This is a genomic window from Bradyrhizobium sp. 23 (assembly GCF_023073295.1).
Classification (GTDB): domain Bacteria; phylum Pseudomonadota; class Alphaproteobacteria; order Rhizobiales; family Xanthobacteraceae; genus Bradyrhizobium; species Bradyrhizobium canariense_D.
On record NZ_JADPJF010000151.1, the window covers coordinates 540,666 to 557,002 of the forward strand.

The 16,337-nt window shown below is 63.8% G+C and carries 14 protein-coding genes and 1 pseudogene; 8 read left to right on the plus strand and 7 right to left on the minus strand.

The features are described from left to right. The 5 genes and pseudogenes from IVB32_RS39640 to IVB32_RS39660 all read left to right on the plus strand — a co-directional run. Positions 1-395 (plus strand): annotated as a pseudogene (locus IVB32_RS39640) (tRNA uridine-5-carboxymethylaminomethyl(34) synthesis GTPase MnmE); the annotation flags it as partial. Positions 396-829: 434 nt separating this feature from the next. Beyond that, positions 830-2,710 carry a tRNA uridine-5-carboxymethylaminomethyl(34) synthesis enzyme MnmG gene (gene mnmG, locus IVB32_RS39645; protein ID WP_018459643.1) on the plus strand — a complete coding sequence of 627 codons (1,881 nt, stop codon included), beginning with the start codon at positions 830-832 and terminating at the stop codon, positions 2,708-2,710. 7 nt (positions 2,711-2,717) lie between these two features. Further along, complete coding sequence (gene rsmG / locus IVB32_RS39650; RefSeq protein WP_018459644.1) at positions 2,718-3,491, plus strand: 16S rRNA (guanine(527)-N(7))-methyltransferase RsmG; 774 nt, start codon at positions 2,718-2,720, stop codon at positions 3,489-3,491. A 30-nt stretch (positions 3,492-3,521) separates the two neighbouring features. Next, on the plus strand, positions 3,522-4,376 hold the full coding sequence (locus IVB32_RS39655; RefSeq protein WP_018459645.1) for a ParA family protein: 855 nt from the start codon (positions 3,522-3,524) through the stop codon (positions 4,374-4,376). A gap of 76 nt (positions 4,377-4,452) precedes the next feature. Beyond that, positions 4,453-5,337, plus strand: coding sequence for a ParB/RepB/Spo0J family partition protein (locus tag IVB32_RS39660; RefSeq protein ID WP_018459646.1), 885 nt, complete (start codon positions 4,453-4,455; stop codon positions 5,335-5,337). A gap of 154 nt (positions 5,338-5,491) precedes the next feature. On the opposite strand, the gene holA is transcribed toward IVB32_RS39660, so the two are convergent. The 4 genes from holA to IVB32_RS39680 all read right to left on the minus strand — a co-directional run bounded on the left by holA (position 5,492) and on the right by IVB32_RS39680 (position 11,625). Further along, a complete protein-coding gene (gene holA / locus IVB32_RS39665; RefSeq protein WP_018459647.1) occupies positions 5,492-6,520 on the minus strand; it encodes a DNA polymerase III subunit delta in 1,029 nt (342 codons plus the stop codon). 47 nt (positions 6,521-6,567) lie between these two features. Then, a complete protein-coding gene (gene lptE, locus IVB32_RS39670) occupies positions 6,568-7,119 on the minus strand; it encodes an LPS assembly lipoprotein LptE (RefSeq protein WP_018459648.1) in 552 nt (183 codons plus the stop codon). Then, complete coding sequence (gene leuS / locus IVB32_RS39675; RefSeq protein ID WP_018459649.1) at positions 7,106-9,730, minus strand: leucine--tRNA ligase; 2,625 nt, start codon at positions 9,728-9,730, stop codon at positions 7,106-7,108. The genes lptE and leuS overlap by 14 nt, the downstream gene beginning before the upstream one ends. A 197-nt stretch (positions 9,731-9,927) precedes the next feature. Continuing rightward, on the minus strand, positions 9,928-11,625 hold the full coding sequence (locus IVB32_RS39680) for a diguanylate cyclase (RefSeq protein ID WP_018459650.1): 1,698 nt from the start codon (positions 11,623-11,625) through the stop codon (positions 9,928-9,930). A gap of 108 nt (positions 11,626-11,733) precedes the next feature. On the opposite strand from IVB32_RS39680, the gene IVB32_RS39685 reads away from it, so the two are divergent. Continuing rightward, the gene (locus IVB32_RS39685; RefSeq protein WP_018459651.1) at positions 11,734-12,423 is read left to right on the plus strand and encodes a YggS family pyridoxal phosphate-dependent enzyme; all 690 of its coding nucleotides are present in this window, start codon (positions 11,734-11,736) and stop codon (positions 12,421-12,423) included. 138 nt (positions 12,424-12,561) lie between these two features. On the opposite strand, the gene IVB32_RS39690 is transcribed toward IVB32_RS39685, so the two are convergent. Then, positions 12,562-13,335, minus strand: a complete 774-nt coding sequence (locus tag IVB32_RS39690; RefSeq protein ID WP_018459652.1) for a fumarylacetoacetate hydrolase family protein — start codon at positions 13,333-13,335, stop codon at positions 12,562-12,564. 6 nt (positions 13,336-13,341) lie between these two features. Continuing rightward, positions 13,342-13,911 (minus strand): L,D-transpeptidase family protein, encoded by a 570-nt coding sequence (locus IVB32_RS39695; protein ID WP_026233855.1) that lies wholly within the window; start codon positions 13,909-13,911, stop codon positions 13,342-13,344. Between the two features lie 202 nt (positions 13,912-14,113). Between IVB32_RS39695 and IVB32_RS39700 the strand changes: the two genes are divergently transcribed. Continuing rightward, a complete protein-coding gene (locus IVB32_RS39700) occupies positions 14,114-14,800 on the plus strand; it encodes a response regulator transcription factor (protein WP_007598630.1) in 687 nt (228 codons plus the stop codon). 58 nt (positions 14,801-14,858) lie between these two features. Next, positions 14,859-15,302: a cyclic nucleotide-binding domain-containing protein gene (locus IVB32_RS39705; protein WP_007598631.1), complete on the plus strand. Its 444-nt coding sequence runs from the start codon at positions 14,859-14,861 to the stop codon at positions 15,300-15,302. A 120-nt stretch (positions 15,303-15,422) separates the two neighbouring features. Here the strand turns inward: IVB32_RS39705 and xth are convergent, their stop codons facing one another. Next, positions 15,423-16,238 carry an exodeoxyribonuclease III gene (gene xth, locus IVB32_RS39710; protein ID WP_247413110.1) on the minus strand — a complete coding sequence of 272 codons (816 nt, stop codon included), beginning with the start codon at positions 16,236-16,238 and terminating at the stop codon, positions 15,423-15,425. Between the last annotated feature and the right edge of the window lie 99 nt (positions 16,239-16,337).

Genomic DNA, 16,337 nt, shown 5'->3' on the forward strand with positions numbered 1-16,337 from the left:
CCGGCAATGCAGGCAGCCGCTCCGGCGGTTCGGTCTGGATCGTGCGCAACAAGATCGATCTCGGCGGGGTCGAGGACGTCGGCCTGTACGGTGAGTTCGGAATCGCCGCCAGCCGGGGGGACGGCATTCCCGCGCTGGTCGATGCTATGGTGAAATTCGCCGCCGACTTCTTCGGAACGACTGAGGGCGCGTTGGTGACCCGGGCCCGGCAGCGGGATTTGCTGCGCCGGGCGTCGGACAGCTTGCGGCGGAGTCTGGAGCTTGTAGAAGACGGCGAGGAGCTTGCCGCCGAAGAGCTGCGCGCTGCGGCCTATGCCTTGGGCCGGCTGCTGGGTCGGGTGGATGTCGAGGACGTACTGGGGGCGATTTTTCAGAAGTTCTGCGTTGGGAAGTAGCCCTAGTTCTTCATTGTACAACTAGCCTTTGTTCCACTTCTTCGTTTCACGTGAAACACTGCGGTCGCGTTCCGAGACGTTTCACGTAAAACGTGACTCCATTACCCATATTTGCTGGCAAACGTGGCAGCTAAGGGAGCGGGTGAGCGGAGAGATCCCGGATCACTCCGCTCGCGATGATGGGAGTATGCCGCTGCCATCGAGCTTCGAGACCGGGCCGCATCTGGACGTTACGGCCCTTCAGTAGACACTTTATGCGTCGGGAGCTCCGTTTTCTCCCACTGAAAATGATAATCTTTCCAAGGGCGGTTCTACTGTGCCTGGGGTTGTTTTCGCGAAAAACATCTGGGCTCCGCTTGCACCGTTTCACGTGAAACAACCGCCTTTCCAGTTTCCGCTTCCGGCTTCCCCGCCTCTGAGCTAGAAGTCCGTCCATGCGCACAGAGCGAGAGAGCTTCGACGTCATTGTGATTGGCGGCGGCCATGCCGGCTGTGAGGCCGCTTCTGCCTCTGCCCGGATGGGCGCGGCGACCGCTCTGGTGACGCACCGCTTCTCCACGGTCGGCGCGATGTCCTGCAATCCCGCCATTGGCGGTCTCGGCAAGGGCCATCTGGTTCGCGAGGTCGACGCGCTCGATGGTCTGATGGGCCGGGTCGGCGACGCCGGCGGTATTCAGTTTCGCGTTCTCAATCGCCGTAAGGGCCCAGCGGTCCGTGGTCCGCGCGCGCAGGCCGACCGGAAGCTCTATGCGGCCGCGATGCAGGCGGCGATCCGGGAGACCGAGGGTCTTTCCGTGGTCGAAGGCGAAGCGGACGAGCTGATCGTGGTCGAGGGACGGGTGATCGGCCTGCGCCTGGCAGATGGCCGCGAGCTTCGGGCAGGGGCTGTCGTCGTCACCACCGGCACCTTCCTTCGCGGTCTGATCCATCTCGGAGAGAAGAATTGGCCCGCCGGCAGGGTCGGCGAGGCGCCTGCGATGGGCCTTTCGACCTCGTTCGAGCGCGCCGGATTCACCCTTGGACGGCTCAAGACGGGCACTCCGCCGCGTCTGGATGGCACGACGATCGACTGGTCGGCGGTCGAGATGCAGCCGGGGGACGAGCCTCCGGAGCCGTTTTCGATGGTGACCGAGCGGATCACGACGCCGCAGATCCAGTGCGGAATCACCCGAACCAATTCCGCCACCCATGAGGTGATCCGGGCCAATGTTCATCGCTCTCCGATGTACTCCGGCCAGATCAAGAGCTCCGGACCGCGCTATTGCCCCTCGATCGAGGACAAGATCGTTCGCTTCGGCGATCGCGACGGTCACCAGATCTTCCTGGAGCCGGAAGGGCTCGACGACAGCACTGTCTATCCCAACGGCATCTCGACCTCGCTGCCGGAGGACGTTCAGCTCGCCATTCTCGCAACCATTCCCGGCCTGGAGCGGGTGAAGATGGTCCGGCCGGGCTATGCCATCGAATACGACCACATCGATCCGCGTGAGCTCGATCCGACCCTCCAGACCAAGCGCCTGCGCGGTCTGTTCCTGGCCGGCCAGATCAATGGCACCACGGGGTACGAGGAAGCTGCCGGCCAGGGCATCGTGGCCGGGCTGAACGCGGCATTGGCTGCGAGCGGCGCCGCGCTGACAGTGTTCGACCGAGCTGATGGCTATCTTGGCGTCATGGTCGACGACCTCGTCACCCGCGGCATCAGCGAACCCTATCGGATGTTCACCTCCAGGGCCGAGTACCGCCTGACACTGCGTGCCGACAATGCCGATCAGCGTTTGACCGAGAAGGGCGTCGCTCTGGGCTGCGTTGGCAGCGCCCGGACGGTGCATCATCGCGCCAAGATGGACGCCCTGAATGCGGCACGAGCGCTCTCGAAGTCGCTGACGATCACTCCGAACGAAGCGATCAAGCATGGTCTGTCCCTGAACCGGGACGGCCAGCGGCGCTCGGCTTTCGAACTGATGGCCTATCCCGATATTGGCTGGAGCCAGGTCCGTGCGATCTGGCCCGAGCTGTCCGGCATTGATCCCGTCATTGCCACCCATCTCGAGATCGACGCGAAGTACGATGTCTATCTGGAGCGCCAGAGCGCGGACGTCGAAGCCTTCAGGCGGGACGAGGGGATGGTGTTGTCGGACGTCGATTACCAGCAGGTCCCCGGTCTCTCCAATGAGGTGCGGGCCAAGCTGGAGAACGCGCGGCCGTTCACCGTTGGCCAGGCCGGCCGAATCGACGGCATGACGCCTGCCGCGCTCGGCATTCTTGCGGCCTATCTCCGCCGCGAAGCGCGGAAGACTTCCAAAGTAATCGCATAGGTTTCACGTGAAACAGCGCGGGCCGGGCGGCGGCAGATCGTCTTCAGGAAAACCCTCGGCGGGTGAGGGTGCCGGTGTTCGCTCCGAACCGGCGCCTGCCCGGCCAAAGATCGACAAGGCCAGCGCCAACGATCGATCGTGGGACGTCGTCATTGCAGCCGACAAGGTTGCGGCGCTCAACCTCGCGCCTGTTTCACATGAAACGGAAGCCCGGCTCGATCGCTACATCGCACTGCTGCGGGAGTGGCAGGCCAAGACCAACCTCGTCGCGCCCTCGACATTGCCGTACCTCTGGACCCGGCACATCGCCGACTCTCTTCAGCTCGTCGCTCTCGCCCCATCGGCCAAACGTTGGGCCGACCTCGGCAGCGGTGGCGGCTTTCCCGGGATCGTCCTGGCCTGCGCCATGGCCGGGACGGCCGGGGCGAGCGTCCATCTGGTCGAGCGAATCGCCAAGAAGGCGGCCTTCCTGCGCGAAGCCGTGCGCGTCACGACATCTCCGGGAGTCGTACATCTCGCTGAGATCGGGGATAATGTGGATAGAATCACCGGCCCGGTCGATTGCGTCACCGCGCGTGCGCTGGCTCCGCTACATCAACTCATCGGCTTTGCGGAGCCGCTGATGCGCCGGGGCGCAAAGGCGTTGTTTCTCAAGGGTCAAGATGTAGAGTCTGAATTGACCGAAGCCACTAAATATTGGAATATTCAGCCGCAGCTCCACCACAGCCGTACAGGCGACGGTTGGATCGTCGAGCTGGCTTCCGTCGAACGGCGCGGGTGAGGCGTCAGGGGCCGAGTGGGGGAATTTGCGATGAGCGTGATTGACGAACCGCAGCAAGAACAGACCGCCGCCGTCCCGCAGGGCCATCCGCGCATCCTGGCGCTGGCGAATCAGAAGGGCGGCGTGGGAAAAACAACCACGGCGATCAATCTCGGCACGGCGCTCGCTGCGATCGGCGAGCGCGTCCTGATCGTCGATCTCGATCCGCAGGGCAATGCCTCGACCGGACTCGGCATCGATCGCCGCAACCGCTCCTGCTCGACCTATGACGTTCTGATCGGCGAGGCGAGCCTGCGGGAAGCGGTGGTGTCGACGGCAGTGCCGCGGCTGCATATCGCGCCCTCGACCATGGATCTCTCCGGCCTTGAGCTCGAGCTCGGCACCACGCCGGGTCGTGCGTACAAGCTGCGCGATGCGATCAGCGCGCTCAACAACAACGTCTCGCCCGACGCCGATTACACTTACGTGCTGATCGACTGTCCGCCCTCGCTCAACTTGATCACCGTGAACGCGATGGCGGCTTCCGACGCAATCCTGGTGCCGCTCCAGTGCGAGTTCTTCGCGCTCGAAGGTCTGTCGCAATTGCTGCAGACGGTGGAGCAGGTGCGCTCGACGCTCAATCCGAGCCTGTCGATCCACGGCATCGTGCTGACCATGTTCGACTCGCGCAACAATCTCTCGAACCAGGTCGTTGCCGACGTCCGGCAGTTCATGGGCGAGAAGGTCTACAAGACCATGATCCCGCGCAACGTGCGCATCTCGGAGGCGCCGTCCTACGGCAAGCCGGTGCTCGTCTACGATCTCAAATGCGTCGGCAGCGAAGCTTATCTGCGGCTCGCCACCGAAGTGATCCAGCGCGAGCGCGAGCTGCGGACGACGCATTGAAGCGGCGTTGATGCTACGAGTTACGAGTTTCGACAATTCAGTTCTGGAGTGCAGCGTGAATCCAAGGGAGCTGGCGATGGCCGACGAAGCGCGTTCGCGACTGGGCCGGGGTCTTGCGAGTCTGATCGGTGACGTCGGCGGCGAGGCTCAGCATGTCGATCGGCCGCGCGCGCAACGCAAGGTGCCGATCGAGTTCATCAAGCCCAATCCGCGCAACCCGCGCCGCACCTTTTCGGAGAGCGAGCTCAGGGAGCTCAGCGATTCGATCAGGCAGCATGGCGTGATCCAGCCGATCGTGGTGCGCCCGGTGAAGGGTGCGCAGGACCGCTTCGAGATCATCGCCGGCGAACGGCGCTGGCGCGCCTCGCAAATGGCCGGCCTGCACGAAGTGCCGATCGTCCCCGTCGACATCAGCGACAGCGATGCGCTGGAGTTCGCGATCGTCGAGAACGTGCAACGCGAAGACCTCAACCCGATGGAAGAGGCGCTTGGGTATCACGCGCTCGCCAACGAGTTCAAACGCAGCCAGGACGACATCGCCAAAGTCGTCGGCAAGAGCCGCAGCCACATCGCCAACATGATGCGGCTGACGAAGCTTCCCGCCGAGGTGCAAACCCTGATCACGACCGGCGAGCTGACCGCGGGTCATGCCCGCGCGCTGATCGGCGTGCCTGATCCGCTCGCTGCCGCCAAGCGCATCGTCGAGGAGGGCCTCAACGTCCGCCAGGCCGAGGCGTTGGCGCATGAAGAGGGCGTGCCGGAGCGCAAGCCGCAGAAGGCGCGCACGGGGGCGAAGGAAAAGGACCCTGACACGGTCGACCTCGAAAAGCGCGTCAGCGACGCGCTCGGGCTCAAGGTCACGGTGAGCCACCGCGACCCCGGCGGCTCGGTCCAGATCAACTACCGCAACCTCGATCAGCTCGACGAGGTGATGCGGCGGCTGGCGAAGGGCGCCCTGTAGCCGCTTGGTGTCGTCCTGGCGAAAGCCAGGACCTCATGCCGATCCACACGTCATTGCGAGCGCAGCGAAGCCATCCAGAATCTTTCCGCGGAGAGATTCTGGATTGCTTCGTCGCAAGGGCTCCTCGCAATGACGAGGGGACAGTGCGGGAAGCTCAGCTCCGCCGCTTCGCGTTTGCGGCGATCGCCATCAGCGTGCGCTGGGCGATGGCGGCGGCGAGGGTGGATTGCTTGCGGGTATCGAGCGCGGCGGTCGCGAGCTGCTCGATGATGACGGCGAGCCGCGCCACGCTGAAATTGCGCAATGCGGTTTCGACCGCGGGCTTCCGCGAAAAATGCAGGCGCGGATAGCCGCTGTCGAGCACCGCGGATGCGGGCGTGCCGTCGGCGATTGCGAGCGCCGATTTGTGCAGCCACGCCGCCTGACGCTGCGCCGCGGAGATGATCACGCCGGGGTAGGTGCCGGCGATCATGGCTTTGGCAAACTCGTTCTCGACGATCTCGGGCCGGCCGGCGAAGGCGCCATCGACGATCGGATCGAGTTTCAGTTCCGACGCATCGGCGACGACAGCCATCACGTCATCCAGCGTGATCTCGCCCTTGCCATGGGCATAGAGCGTGAGCTTGCGCAGCTCGTTGCGGGAGGCCTGGCGATCGCCGCCGAGGAACGACATCAGCGCCGCGCGGGCATCTTGCGCGATGCGCAAATTGGCGATGCGGAGCTCGTCTTCCATGAGCTTGGCGAGATCGCGCTCGGTATCGGGATAGCAGGCGATCGCGACGGCCGTCTTGGCGCGTTCGCAGGCCTTGCGCAGTGGCGATTCCGGACGCAGCTCGCCGGCCTCGATCACGATGCGGCAATCCCTGACGCCCATTTCCGCCAGCGTGTCGATAGCACTGGCAAAGCTGCGCGAGCCGGCGCGCACGCGGATGGCGCGGCGGCCGCCGAACAGCGGCACCGTCATGGCCTCGTCGACGAGGCGCGACGGCTCGGCGGAGAGCTCGTCGCCATCGACCTTGACCAGCGAGAAGGGATCATTGGGATCGTCGACGGACGAGGCGATCAGCGCATCCGCGCGTTCGCGGACCAGGCCGGCGTCGGGACCATAGAGCAGGATGATCGGACGGCCCGCATCGGGGCGGGCGAGAAAGGCGTCGATCTCTTTTCCGCGCAGCGCGACCATGTTGCCTGGGACTCGTCATTCCGGGCGAACCGGGGTGACGGGATGAATTAAGTGCCCGCGGTGAAGAACGAGGCGAGTCGAGTCGTGATGTTCTCGGCGATCTCGTTGGCAGCACGATCCTCGGCATCACGTACCGCGCGGTTGCGGCTGAAACGCTGATAGGAGCCGGGCATGTCGTAGGACACGCGGGAGAACGTGGTGCCTGTCATCACCGACTTGCCGCTGACGACCTCGATCAGATTGTACTGGGCGTCGAGGCCGTAGTTTTCGCTGCTGGGCAGGCCGGTGTTGGGATCGACGATCAGCGACGTCTTGCTGCTTGCGAAGCGGATCTCGAGGCGGTGGGTTGGCGGCATGCCAGTGGCGCTGCCATAGAGCTTGAAGGCCAGCGCGTTGCGGACCTCGACGCCGACCCGGGCCTCGCGTGAGGCATTGGCTTTGGCGATCGGGGGTAGATCGACCCCCATCAGCTTCTCGCGCAGACCGGGGGTGCCGTCGGTGTGCTCGGCATACATCGGGTGGAAGCAGCCGGCCGTCATGGCCGCCAGTGCGGCGACCGCCAGCAAGCGGGCTGCGATGCGGATCCTAGCCGACAACATTCACGATCCTCTTGGGGACGATAATCACCTTGCGGACGGGTTTGCCATCCAAGGCCAGTTTTACCGCATCGAGGGCCAAAACGGCAGCCTCGATTTCCGGATTCTCGGCCGCTGTTGCAACTGTGACCTCGCCCCGCTTCTTACCGTTGACCTGGACCACCAGGGTCACACTGTCTTCAACCAGCAAATCGCGTTCGATTTGGGGCCAATTGGCCTCGGAAACCAGCCCGCTATGGCCCAGAACCTGCCAACACTCCTCGGCCAAATGCGGCATCATCGGGGAGAACAGCTGGACCAGGATCTGGCTGGCCTCCCGGATCGCCCAGGCCAAATCTGGAGCCGGCTGGCCGGGACGTTGCAAGATCTCCGCAAACGCATTGGTGAATTCGCGGATATGGGCGAGGCAGACGTTGAAGTGCAGTCGCTCGATTCCGGTGGTGACCTTGTCCAGCGCGCCATGGGCAGCCTTGCGCAAGGCGGTGGCGTCCGGGCCGAAGCTGGCCGGCCGGGCCGTCGGCGCGCCCTTGCCGGGTTCCACAGAATCGTTCACCAGCCGCCACAGCCGCTGCACGAAGCGCGAGGCGCCCTGGACGCGCTCGTCGCTCCAGATCACGTCGCGCTCGGGCGGGGAGTCCGACAGCATGAACCAGCGGGCGACGTCGGCGCCATAGGTCTCGATGATGTCGTCGGGATCGACCGTGTTCTTCTTCGACTTCGACATCTTCTCGATCGGGCCGATCTGGATGTCTTCGCCTGACGTTAGCAGCGTGGCGCGGCGGCCGTTGGCGCCGGTCTCGACCTTCACCTCGACCGGCTGGACGTAGGTGCCGTCGGCCTTCTGGTAGGTCTCGTGCACTACCATGCCCTGCGTGAACATGCCCGCGAACGGCTCGTCCAGGGCGATGTGCCCGGTCGCCTTCATCGCGCGGGTGAAGAAGCGGCTGTAGAGCAGATGCAGGATCGCGTGCTCGACGCCGCCGATATACTGGTCGACCGGCAGCATCCGGTTGGCGACCTCTGGCGTCGTCGGAGCGTTCTCGTTCCAGGGATCGGTGAAACGCGCAAAGTACCAGGACGAATCGACGAAGGTGTCCATGGTGTCAGTTTCGCGGCTAGCCTTGCCGCCGCATTGCGGACAGGTGACGTGCTTCCAGGTCGGATGATGATCGAGCGCGTTGCCCGGCTTGTCGAAGGTCGCATCGTCCGGCAGTTCGACGGGCAGATCGGCATCCGGCACCGGCACGACGTCGCATTTCGGGCAATGGATGACGGGGATCGGGCAGCCCCAATAGCGCTGGCGCGAAATGCCCCAGTCGCGCAGGCGGAAATTGACCTGGCGCTCGCCGACCGGCGCGTTGCCGCGCAGCTCGCTCTCGAGACGCTTCGCCACCTCGTCCTTGGCCTGATCGATGGTCATGCCGTCAAGGAAACGCGAATTGATCATGCGGCCGTCACCGTCATAGGCGGTATCGGTGATGACGAATGATTTCGGATCCTGGCCCTCGGGGCACACCACCGGCGTGTTGCCGAGAGCGTACTTGTTGACGAAGTCGAGGTCGCGCTGGTCGTGTGCGGGACAGCCGAAAATGGCGCCGGTGCCGTATTCCATCAGCACGAAGTTGGCGACATAGACCGGCAGCTTCCAGCTCGGATCGAACGGGTGGACCGCGCGGATGCCGGTATCGAATCCCTGCTTCTCGGCGGTGTCGATGATCTCCTGCGCCGTGCCCATCCGCTTGATCTCGCCGATGAACTCGGCAAGCTTCGGATTCTTAGCCGCGGCTGCCTGCGCCAACGGATGATCGGCCGAGATCGCCATGAACTTCGCGCCGAACAGCGTGTCGGGGCGTGTCGTAAAAATCTTCAGCTCGCTCTCGCCGGCCGGCGTCGTCGTCGCGTCGAGCGCGAAGCGGATCAGCAGGCCCTCGGACCGGCCGATCCAGTTGCGCTGCATCAGCCGCACCTTGTCGGGCCAGCGGTCCAGCGTATCCAGTGCAGACAGCAGCTCCTGCGAGTACTTCGTGATCTTGAAGACCCACTGGTTCATTTCCCGTTGCTCGACAACGGCACCCGAACGCCAGCCCTTCCCGTCGATCACCTGCTCGTTGGCGAGCACGGTCATGTCGACGGGGTCCCAGTTCACCTTGCGCTTCTCGCGCTCGGCGAGGCCTTCGCGCAGGAAGTCCAGAAACATCTTCTGCTGGTGCTTGTAATAGGAGGGATCGCAGGTCGCGATCTCGCGGCTCCAGTCCAGCGACAGTCCGATCGAACGGAGCTGCTTCTTCATCGCGGCGATGTTGGCGTAGGTCCAGGCCTTCGGTGCGACCTTGCGCTCGATCGCGGCGTTCTCGGCCGGCAGGCCGAAAGCGTCCCAGCCCATCGGGTGCAGCACGTTGAAACCCTTGGCTCGCATGAAGCGGGCCAGTACGTCGCCAAGCGTGTAATTGCGGACATGGCCGATATGGATGCGCCCCGACGGGTAGGGGAACATCTCAAGCACATAGTATTTCGGCCGCGGATCGTCGTTTTTGGAGACGAAGATCGCCTGTTGGTCCCAGGCGGCTTGCCAGCGCGGTTCGGCGTCGCGGGCGTTGTAGCGTTCGGAGGTCATGGAATCGTTGGGTTTTCGTGGATCTGGCCGTCTAAAGACGGCGGACTAGGCCATAGAAGTCCTCGGGGGGTCAATGGGTTGCCGCTGGCGGCGCGGCGCCGCAAGGCTGCTCCGCAAAAATACGGAGAGTCCTGTTCGGCTCGCCGGGCCTGGTCACCGAGAGCGAGGTCGATCGCGTCCGGGCTGCGGGTTAGCCCTCAGCCCGCCATCATCATTTCCGCCGCGCCGTTGTCGATCACCGTGATGCCATGCTCGACGACGTTGTTGCGACCGCGGTGCTTGGCGGCGTAGAGCGCGGCGTCGGCGGCTTCGATCAAATCGCCCGGACGCAAGCTCTCGTTGGGCTTGGTCGCGGCAACGCCGATCGAGACGGTGACGATCATGTGGTCGGAGGTGATGTGCGGCAGGCCCAGCTTCAGCACGGCCGCACGCGCCTGTTCGCCAATTTCGACGGCGCGCGCCACGTCGGTGTTCGGCAGCAACAGGCAGAATTCCTCGCCGCCGTAGCGGGCCGCGAAGCCCATCGTGTCGGCGGCGATGCCGGACAGCGATTCGCCGAGCCTGGTCAGGCAAGAATCGCCTTCGAGATGGCCGTAGGTGTCGTTGAACAGCTTGAAATGGTCGACGTCGATCATCAACAGCGCGAGGTCGCTGCCATATTGCTGCGCGCGCATCCATTCGAAATCGAGGCGGCTCTGGAAGCCGCGGCGGTTGGCAAGCCCCGACAACATGTCGATCGAGGCCATCACCGTGAGTCGGTCATTGCTCGCCATCAGCTCGCGTTCGCGCTGGCTGAGCTGTGCGGCCATCGCGTTGAACGCGCGGGCGAGCGGCACGAACTCGGCCGGCAGGCGATTGCGCGCGGCACGCGCCGACAGATCGCCCTCGCCCAGACGCTTGGCCATGTCGGCGAGCATCCTGATCGGCTTGATCACCAGTTTCTCGGCTGCGATCAGCGCGCCGAGCAGCACGAATACGACGACGAAACCGAGCTGGAGATAGGCGGTGCGGATGTCGCGGCTCACGGCCGCGGACACCTTGTCCTCGTCGATGCTGGCGATCAGGCGGGCATTGGTTCCGGCGATGCGGATATAGCTGACCGCGCGGCGGGAGCCGTCGGCAGCGAGGAAAGAGAGTGAACCTTCGTCCTGGTCAGACCTCAGCGCCTTGTCGGCGATCGCGGACATCAGCGGCATGTTGTCGAGCGGACGGCCGATCGCACTATGCTGGTCGGCCGGTGCCGCCAGCACGGTGCCGGTGCTGTCGACCAGCACGGCCGTGATGCCGGCGCGCCCCCCCAGATTGCTCATGACCTTCGACATCCAGTCGAGGTTGACGGTGGCGAGCACGACGGCATCCGCTACGCCGCTGAAGGCGGACACCGGGTAAACCGCCATGACGGTCGGTGTCAGCACCGGGCGCGACAGGATGAAGTCGCTCAGGACGAAGCGGCCGGTTTCCTGCGCCTGCTGGAAATACGGCCGGTCACTGAGGTCCAGGCCGACATACATGTTGTTGGTGGCGCACTGGATGCGCCCGTCCTGGCCGGCGATCAGAAGCGTGCGGATCCAGGGAAGGTTCGACGGCAGGCTCGCGCGCAGCACGTCACAGCTCTTGCTGATGCCGCCGGCGGAGGCGCGGATGAAAGCTTCCGATTTCAGGATGGTCTCGACCGACGAGATCACCTCGCGCTGCGCATCGGCGCTGTGTCTTGCAACGGTGGTGAATTCGGCTGTGGCCTGTGCGATCTGCCGTGTGCGCGTGTCTTCCAGCGATCGGATGCGTTCGAACATCAAAGGCGTCACCAGAATCACCGCGAGCAACGCAAGCCGCGCCCGGATTCCGAGAACCTGCTTGAGTTTCGCTCGTTTGCGGTTGAAACTGACGTTTGACATCTTCGCTGCCCACCCCGCGGCTAAGGTAAAGCGAGGGGTTCAAAAACTCTTTCTTGAACTCGGTAAAATTAGAACTAGCTCCGCAACAACCAGCTCCGATGCGACATCATGACTGAAGCCAACGCCGCGCCGCTAACCGGCCATTCACCAAACGCGCTCGCCGCGGTCGAAGCCGAAATCGCGCGCGCCTGCAAGGATGCGCGGCGCGAGCGTGCCTCCGTGACGCTGATCGCGGTGTCGAAAACTTTCGCCGCGGATGCAATTACCCCGGTCATCGGCGCCGGGCAGCGCGTATTCGGGGAGAATCGCGTGCAGGAGGCCAAAGGCAAGTGGCCCGCGTTAACTTCTGTTTACCCCGATATCGCGCTGCATCTGATCGGCCCGCTGCAATCCAACAAGGCGAAAGAGGCAGTCGCGCTGTTCGATGCCATCCATTCGGTCGATCGCCCGAGCATTTGCCAGGCGTTAGCCAAGGAAATCGAATCCCAGAACAAGCACCCGGAATTGTTCGTGCAGATCAATATCGGTGAGGAGCCGCAGAAGGCGGGCATCGCGCCCGGCGAGGCCGATGCTTTCATCGCGAGCTGCCGCGACACCTACGGGCTGACGATCTCGGGGTTGATGTGCATCCCGCCGGTAGACGAGCCGCCGGCGGCGCATTTCGCGCTGACCGCCAAGGTCGCCGCGCGCAATGGATTGAAGAAGCTCTCGATGGGCATGAGCGCGGATTATGCGACCGCGATCATGCTCGGCGCCACCCATGTGCGCGTGGGCAGTGCGATCTTCGGGCGCCGGTGAGAGCCGTTAGCGACGGCAGAGCGCCATACGAACTCTCGATTTCGTCATTGCGAGCACAGCGAAGCAATCCAGAGTCCCTCCGCGGAAAGATTCTGGATTGCTTCGCTGCGCTCGCAATGACGGTGGTGTATGTGGGGCCTATTCAAACCCCACTGCCACCTTCCCCAGCGCGCCAAAGTCCGCGACAAACCGATCACCCGCCTGGATCGGAAGCGGCGGATGGCACGTGCCCGTGGTCACTACCTCCCCTGCCCGCAAGATGATGCCGAGGCCACGCAGCTCGTTGGCCAGCCAGGCCAGGGCAATGCGGGGATCGCCGAGCACGTTCTTGCCGTGGCCGAGATAGCGCTGGCCGCGTAGCGTGATCTGCGGCCGCTCTTCGACGAGATCCATGGCACGCCAGTTCGCATTCGTCGCTGCGCCCAGCACGAACAGATGCGCACAGGCGTTGTCGGCGATGAGCTGCGCCTCGCCGGCGCTGGCGAAATCGGCAAAGCGCGAATCGGGAATCTCGATCGCGGGATGCAAGCTGTCCACGGCGGCGAGCACCTCGTCCACAGTATATGGCGCCGCGCGCGGCGGCAGATCGCGCCCCATGCCGAAAGCGAACTCCGGTTCGCCGACGCGCATCGCGTTGCCCTTCATCGAGGCGGTGCCGCCATCGGCGATCACGGTGTCGCTCATGATCCGACCGGCCAACGGTCCCGCGACATTGATGTGCTTCTGTCCGGACTCGCTCGTTGCCGCGATCTTCCAGCCGAACAAAGTCCCGCTGAGCGCAGCCTGCACGGCGTAAGCCTCGGTGCGGTTCTGAGGCCGCAACTCTGGCTCCAGCGCGTCAAGCTTGGTGCCGTCGCGCCAATGTTTAACCAGGACCTGCGAAGCGGCGGCGATCTGATCCTTGTCGAGCATGTGTCCTCATCCGATGATGATTTTTGTTTTTGGTCCAAGCCGCCGCAGCAATTGTCGCATCGCCGCTTCGGTCATCGAGACGCAGCCTGCGGTGGGGCCGAAATTGTCGCGGGCCAGATGCAAGAACACCGCGCTGCCCCGGCCGGCGATCCGCGGCCTCGTATTGTGGTCGATTTCGATGATGAAGTCATAGAGATGGTCGGCCCGCTTGAGCCGGTCGCCGCCCTGCCCCTGGCGGAGGCGGATTCCCTGATTGTAATGACGGTCCTTGGGATCCTCGCACCAGGCGTCCTCGCCGGTGATGATCCGGGCCGGCAGGAAGGTCTGCGGGCGGCTGTGCCGGTCGCCCCGCCACCACAATCGCCTCGGACGGAAGCTGCCCCGCGGGGTGCCGCCATCGCCCTCGCGCTTGTTCGCCAGAATGCCGCCGCGTCCGAGCGCCACCGGAATCGTCAGCGCTCCGGCGGTCAGCCAGCCCCGGCGCGGCTTCCCGGCGGCAGGCTTAACGCGGATCACCGAGAGCGGCCCGGCGCTCCGGTTCATGGTGTAACTAGCTGAAGCAGCTTTATTTTTCATGTGAACGTGCGATGTCGAATTCATTACAGGACATTCATCAAAACGGCCTGCTATTCTAGGTTAGAGTGGTTCTGGCTTGTGAATCGGTAACAGCCCACTACTTCAAGACGAACAACAATAATAACGGCGACCCCTAAACTTCCCTCTCGGCTGGGTGCAGCATGGATGCGCGCCGCGCCGGACCCCAAAAGGATGACCCCCTATGGCCAATGCCCGCAAGATCCTGATCGTGGATGACGATACCGATCTGCGCGATACGTTGGTGGAGCAATTGTCGCTGCACGAAGAATTTGAAGCCTCCGCGGTCGATACCGGCGCCAAGGGCGCGAGCGCCGCGAAGGCCAATGCCCCCGATCTCGTCCTGATGGATGTTGGCCTGCCCGACACCGATGGCCGCGAAGTGGTCCGTTCCTTACGCAAGGGCGGGTTCAAGGCTCCGATCATCATGCTCACCGGGCATGACACCGATTCCGACACGATTTTGGGGCTGGAATCCGGCGCCAACGACTATGTCGCAAAACCCTTCCGCTTCGCCGTACTGCTGGCGCGCATCCGCGCCCAGCTCCGGCAGCACGAAGCCAGCGAGGACGCAGTGTTCTCGGTCGGCCCCTACTCTTTCCGGCCCGGCTCCAAGATGCTGACCGCCGCCAATGCGCGCAAGGTCCGGCTGACGGAGAAGGAAACCGCCATCCTCCGCTTCCTCTACCGGGCCGGCCAGATGCCGGTCTCGCGCGAGACCCTGCTCCAGGAGGTCTGGGGCTACAATTCCGGCGTCACCACCCACACGCTGGAAACCCACATTTACCGGCTTCGCCAGAAGATCGAGAAGGACGCCGCGAACCCGGAAATCCTGGTCACGGAAGCCGGTGGCTACAAGCTGGTGCCGTGATACGCTTCAGGGGCGTGCGAATCGTTTTAGATTGCGTGCCCTTGAGCCCCGGACCTGAATGTCAATCGACGATGATGTAGCGCTTCTCGAGCGTGTCCCGACACTGCGCCTGTTGGGAGACGCTTCGTTGCGCATGCTGGCGATCGGCTCCGAGCAGCGTGACTTCGTCCGCGGCGACGTCTTGTTCAATCTCGGCGACGATGCCGATGCCGGCTTCGTGGTCCAGCGCGGCGCCTTCCGGGTCGACGACGGCGCCGGTGCGGAGATGATCGCAAGTCCCGGTGCGTTGATCGGCGAGCTCGCGCTGATCGTGCCGATGAAGCGGCCGTCGAGCGCGATCGCGATCGAGCACGCCTCCGTCATCCGCGTCGCGCGCAGCCTGTTTCAGCGTGTGCTCGAAAGCGACCCCGCCGCCGCCGTCCGCCTGCGCGACGAATTCGCGGTGCGCTCCAGCCAGATCGCCAGCGATATATTGATGGCGGGTGCGAAGCTGACGTCGTGATGTCGTCCTGGCGAAGGCCAGGACCCGTCATCCCAAATGTTTCTGGCTTGGTGCGATTGCCGATGTCCTCGCGCAACAACGAAGATTGGTGTAATGGGCCTGGCTTTCGCCAGAGCGACATTAAACCTCGAGCGTCACCGTCACCGGCACATGATCCGACGGACGCTCCCAGCTCCGCGCATCGCGCAAAATCTTGAAATCACTCACCGCATCTTTCAGCGCGCGCGAGACCCAGATGTGGTCGAGCCTGCGGCCGCGGTCGCCGACAGTCCAATCGGCGGAGCGGTAGCTCCACCACGTGTAGACCTTTTCCGACATCGGAATGCGATCGCGCGCGACATCGACCCATTCGCCGGCGGCGAGCGCGGCTTGCAGCTTCTCGGTTTCGATGGGCGTGTGCGACACCATTTTCAGAAGCTGCTTGTGCGACCAGACGTCATTCTCATGCGGGGCAACGTTGAGATCGCCGACCAGGATGTGGCGATCCTCGCCGCGCGGATGCAACGGCTCGCACGCCTTCATCTCGTCGAGGAAGCGGAGCTTGTGATCGAATTTCTCGTTCAGCGCGGGATCGGGAATGTCGCCGCCGGCGGGCACGTAGAAATTATGCACCACCAGGGGTTTCGCGATCCCGGCCCTCTCACCGAACGACACCGAGATGTGGCGTGAATCCACCTTGTCGCAGAAGGTGCGGATGTCCTTCGACTCGAACGGAATCTTCGAGACGATGGCGACGCCGTGATAACCCTTCTGGCCGTTCAACGCGACATGCTCGTAGCCGAGCCGCTTGAAGCGCTTCAGCGGAAAAGCGTCGTCGATGCACTTGGTCTCCTGGAGACACAGCACGTCCGGCCGCGCGCTCTTGAGAAATTTTGCGACCAGATCGATGCGCAGCCGCACCGAATTGATGTTCCAGGTTGTCAGGGAAAAACGCATGAGATTGATCTAACAAACTCCATCCGTCATGGCCGGGCTTGACCCGGCCATCCACGCCTTTTTGTAGGTCCAGATTGTAGGTCCAGAACGTGGATGCCC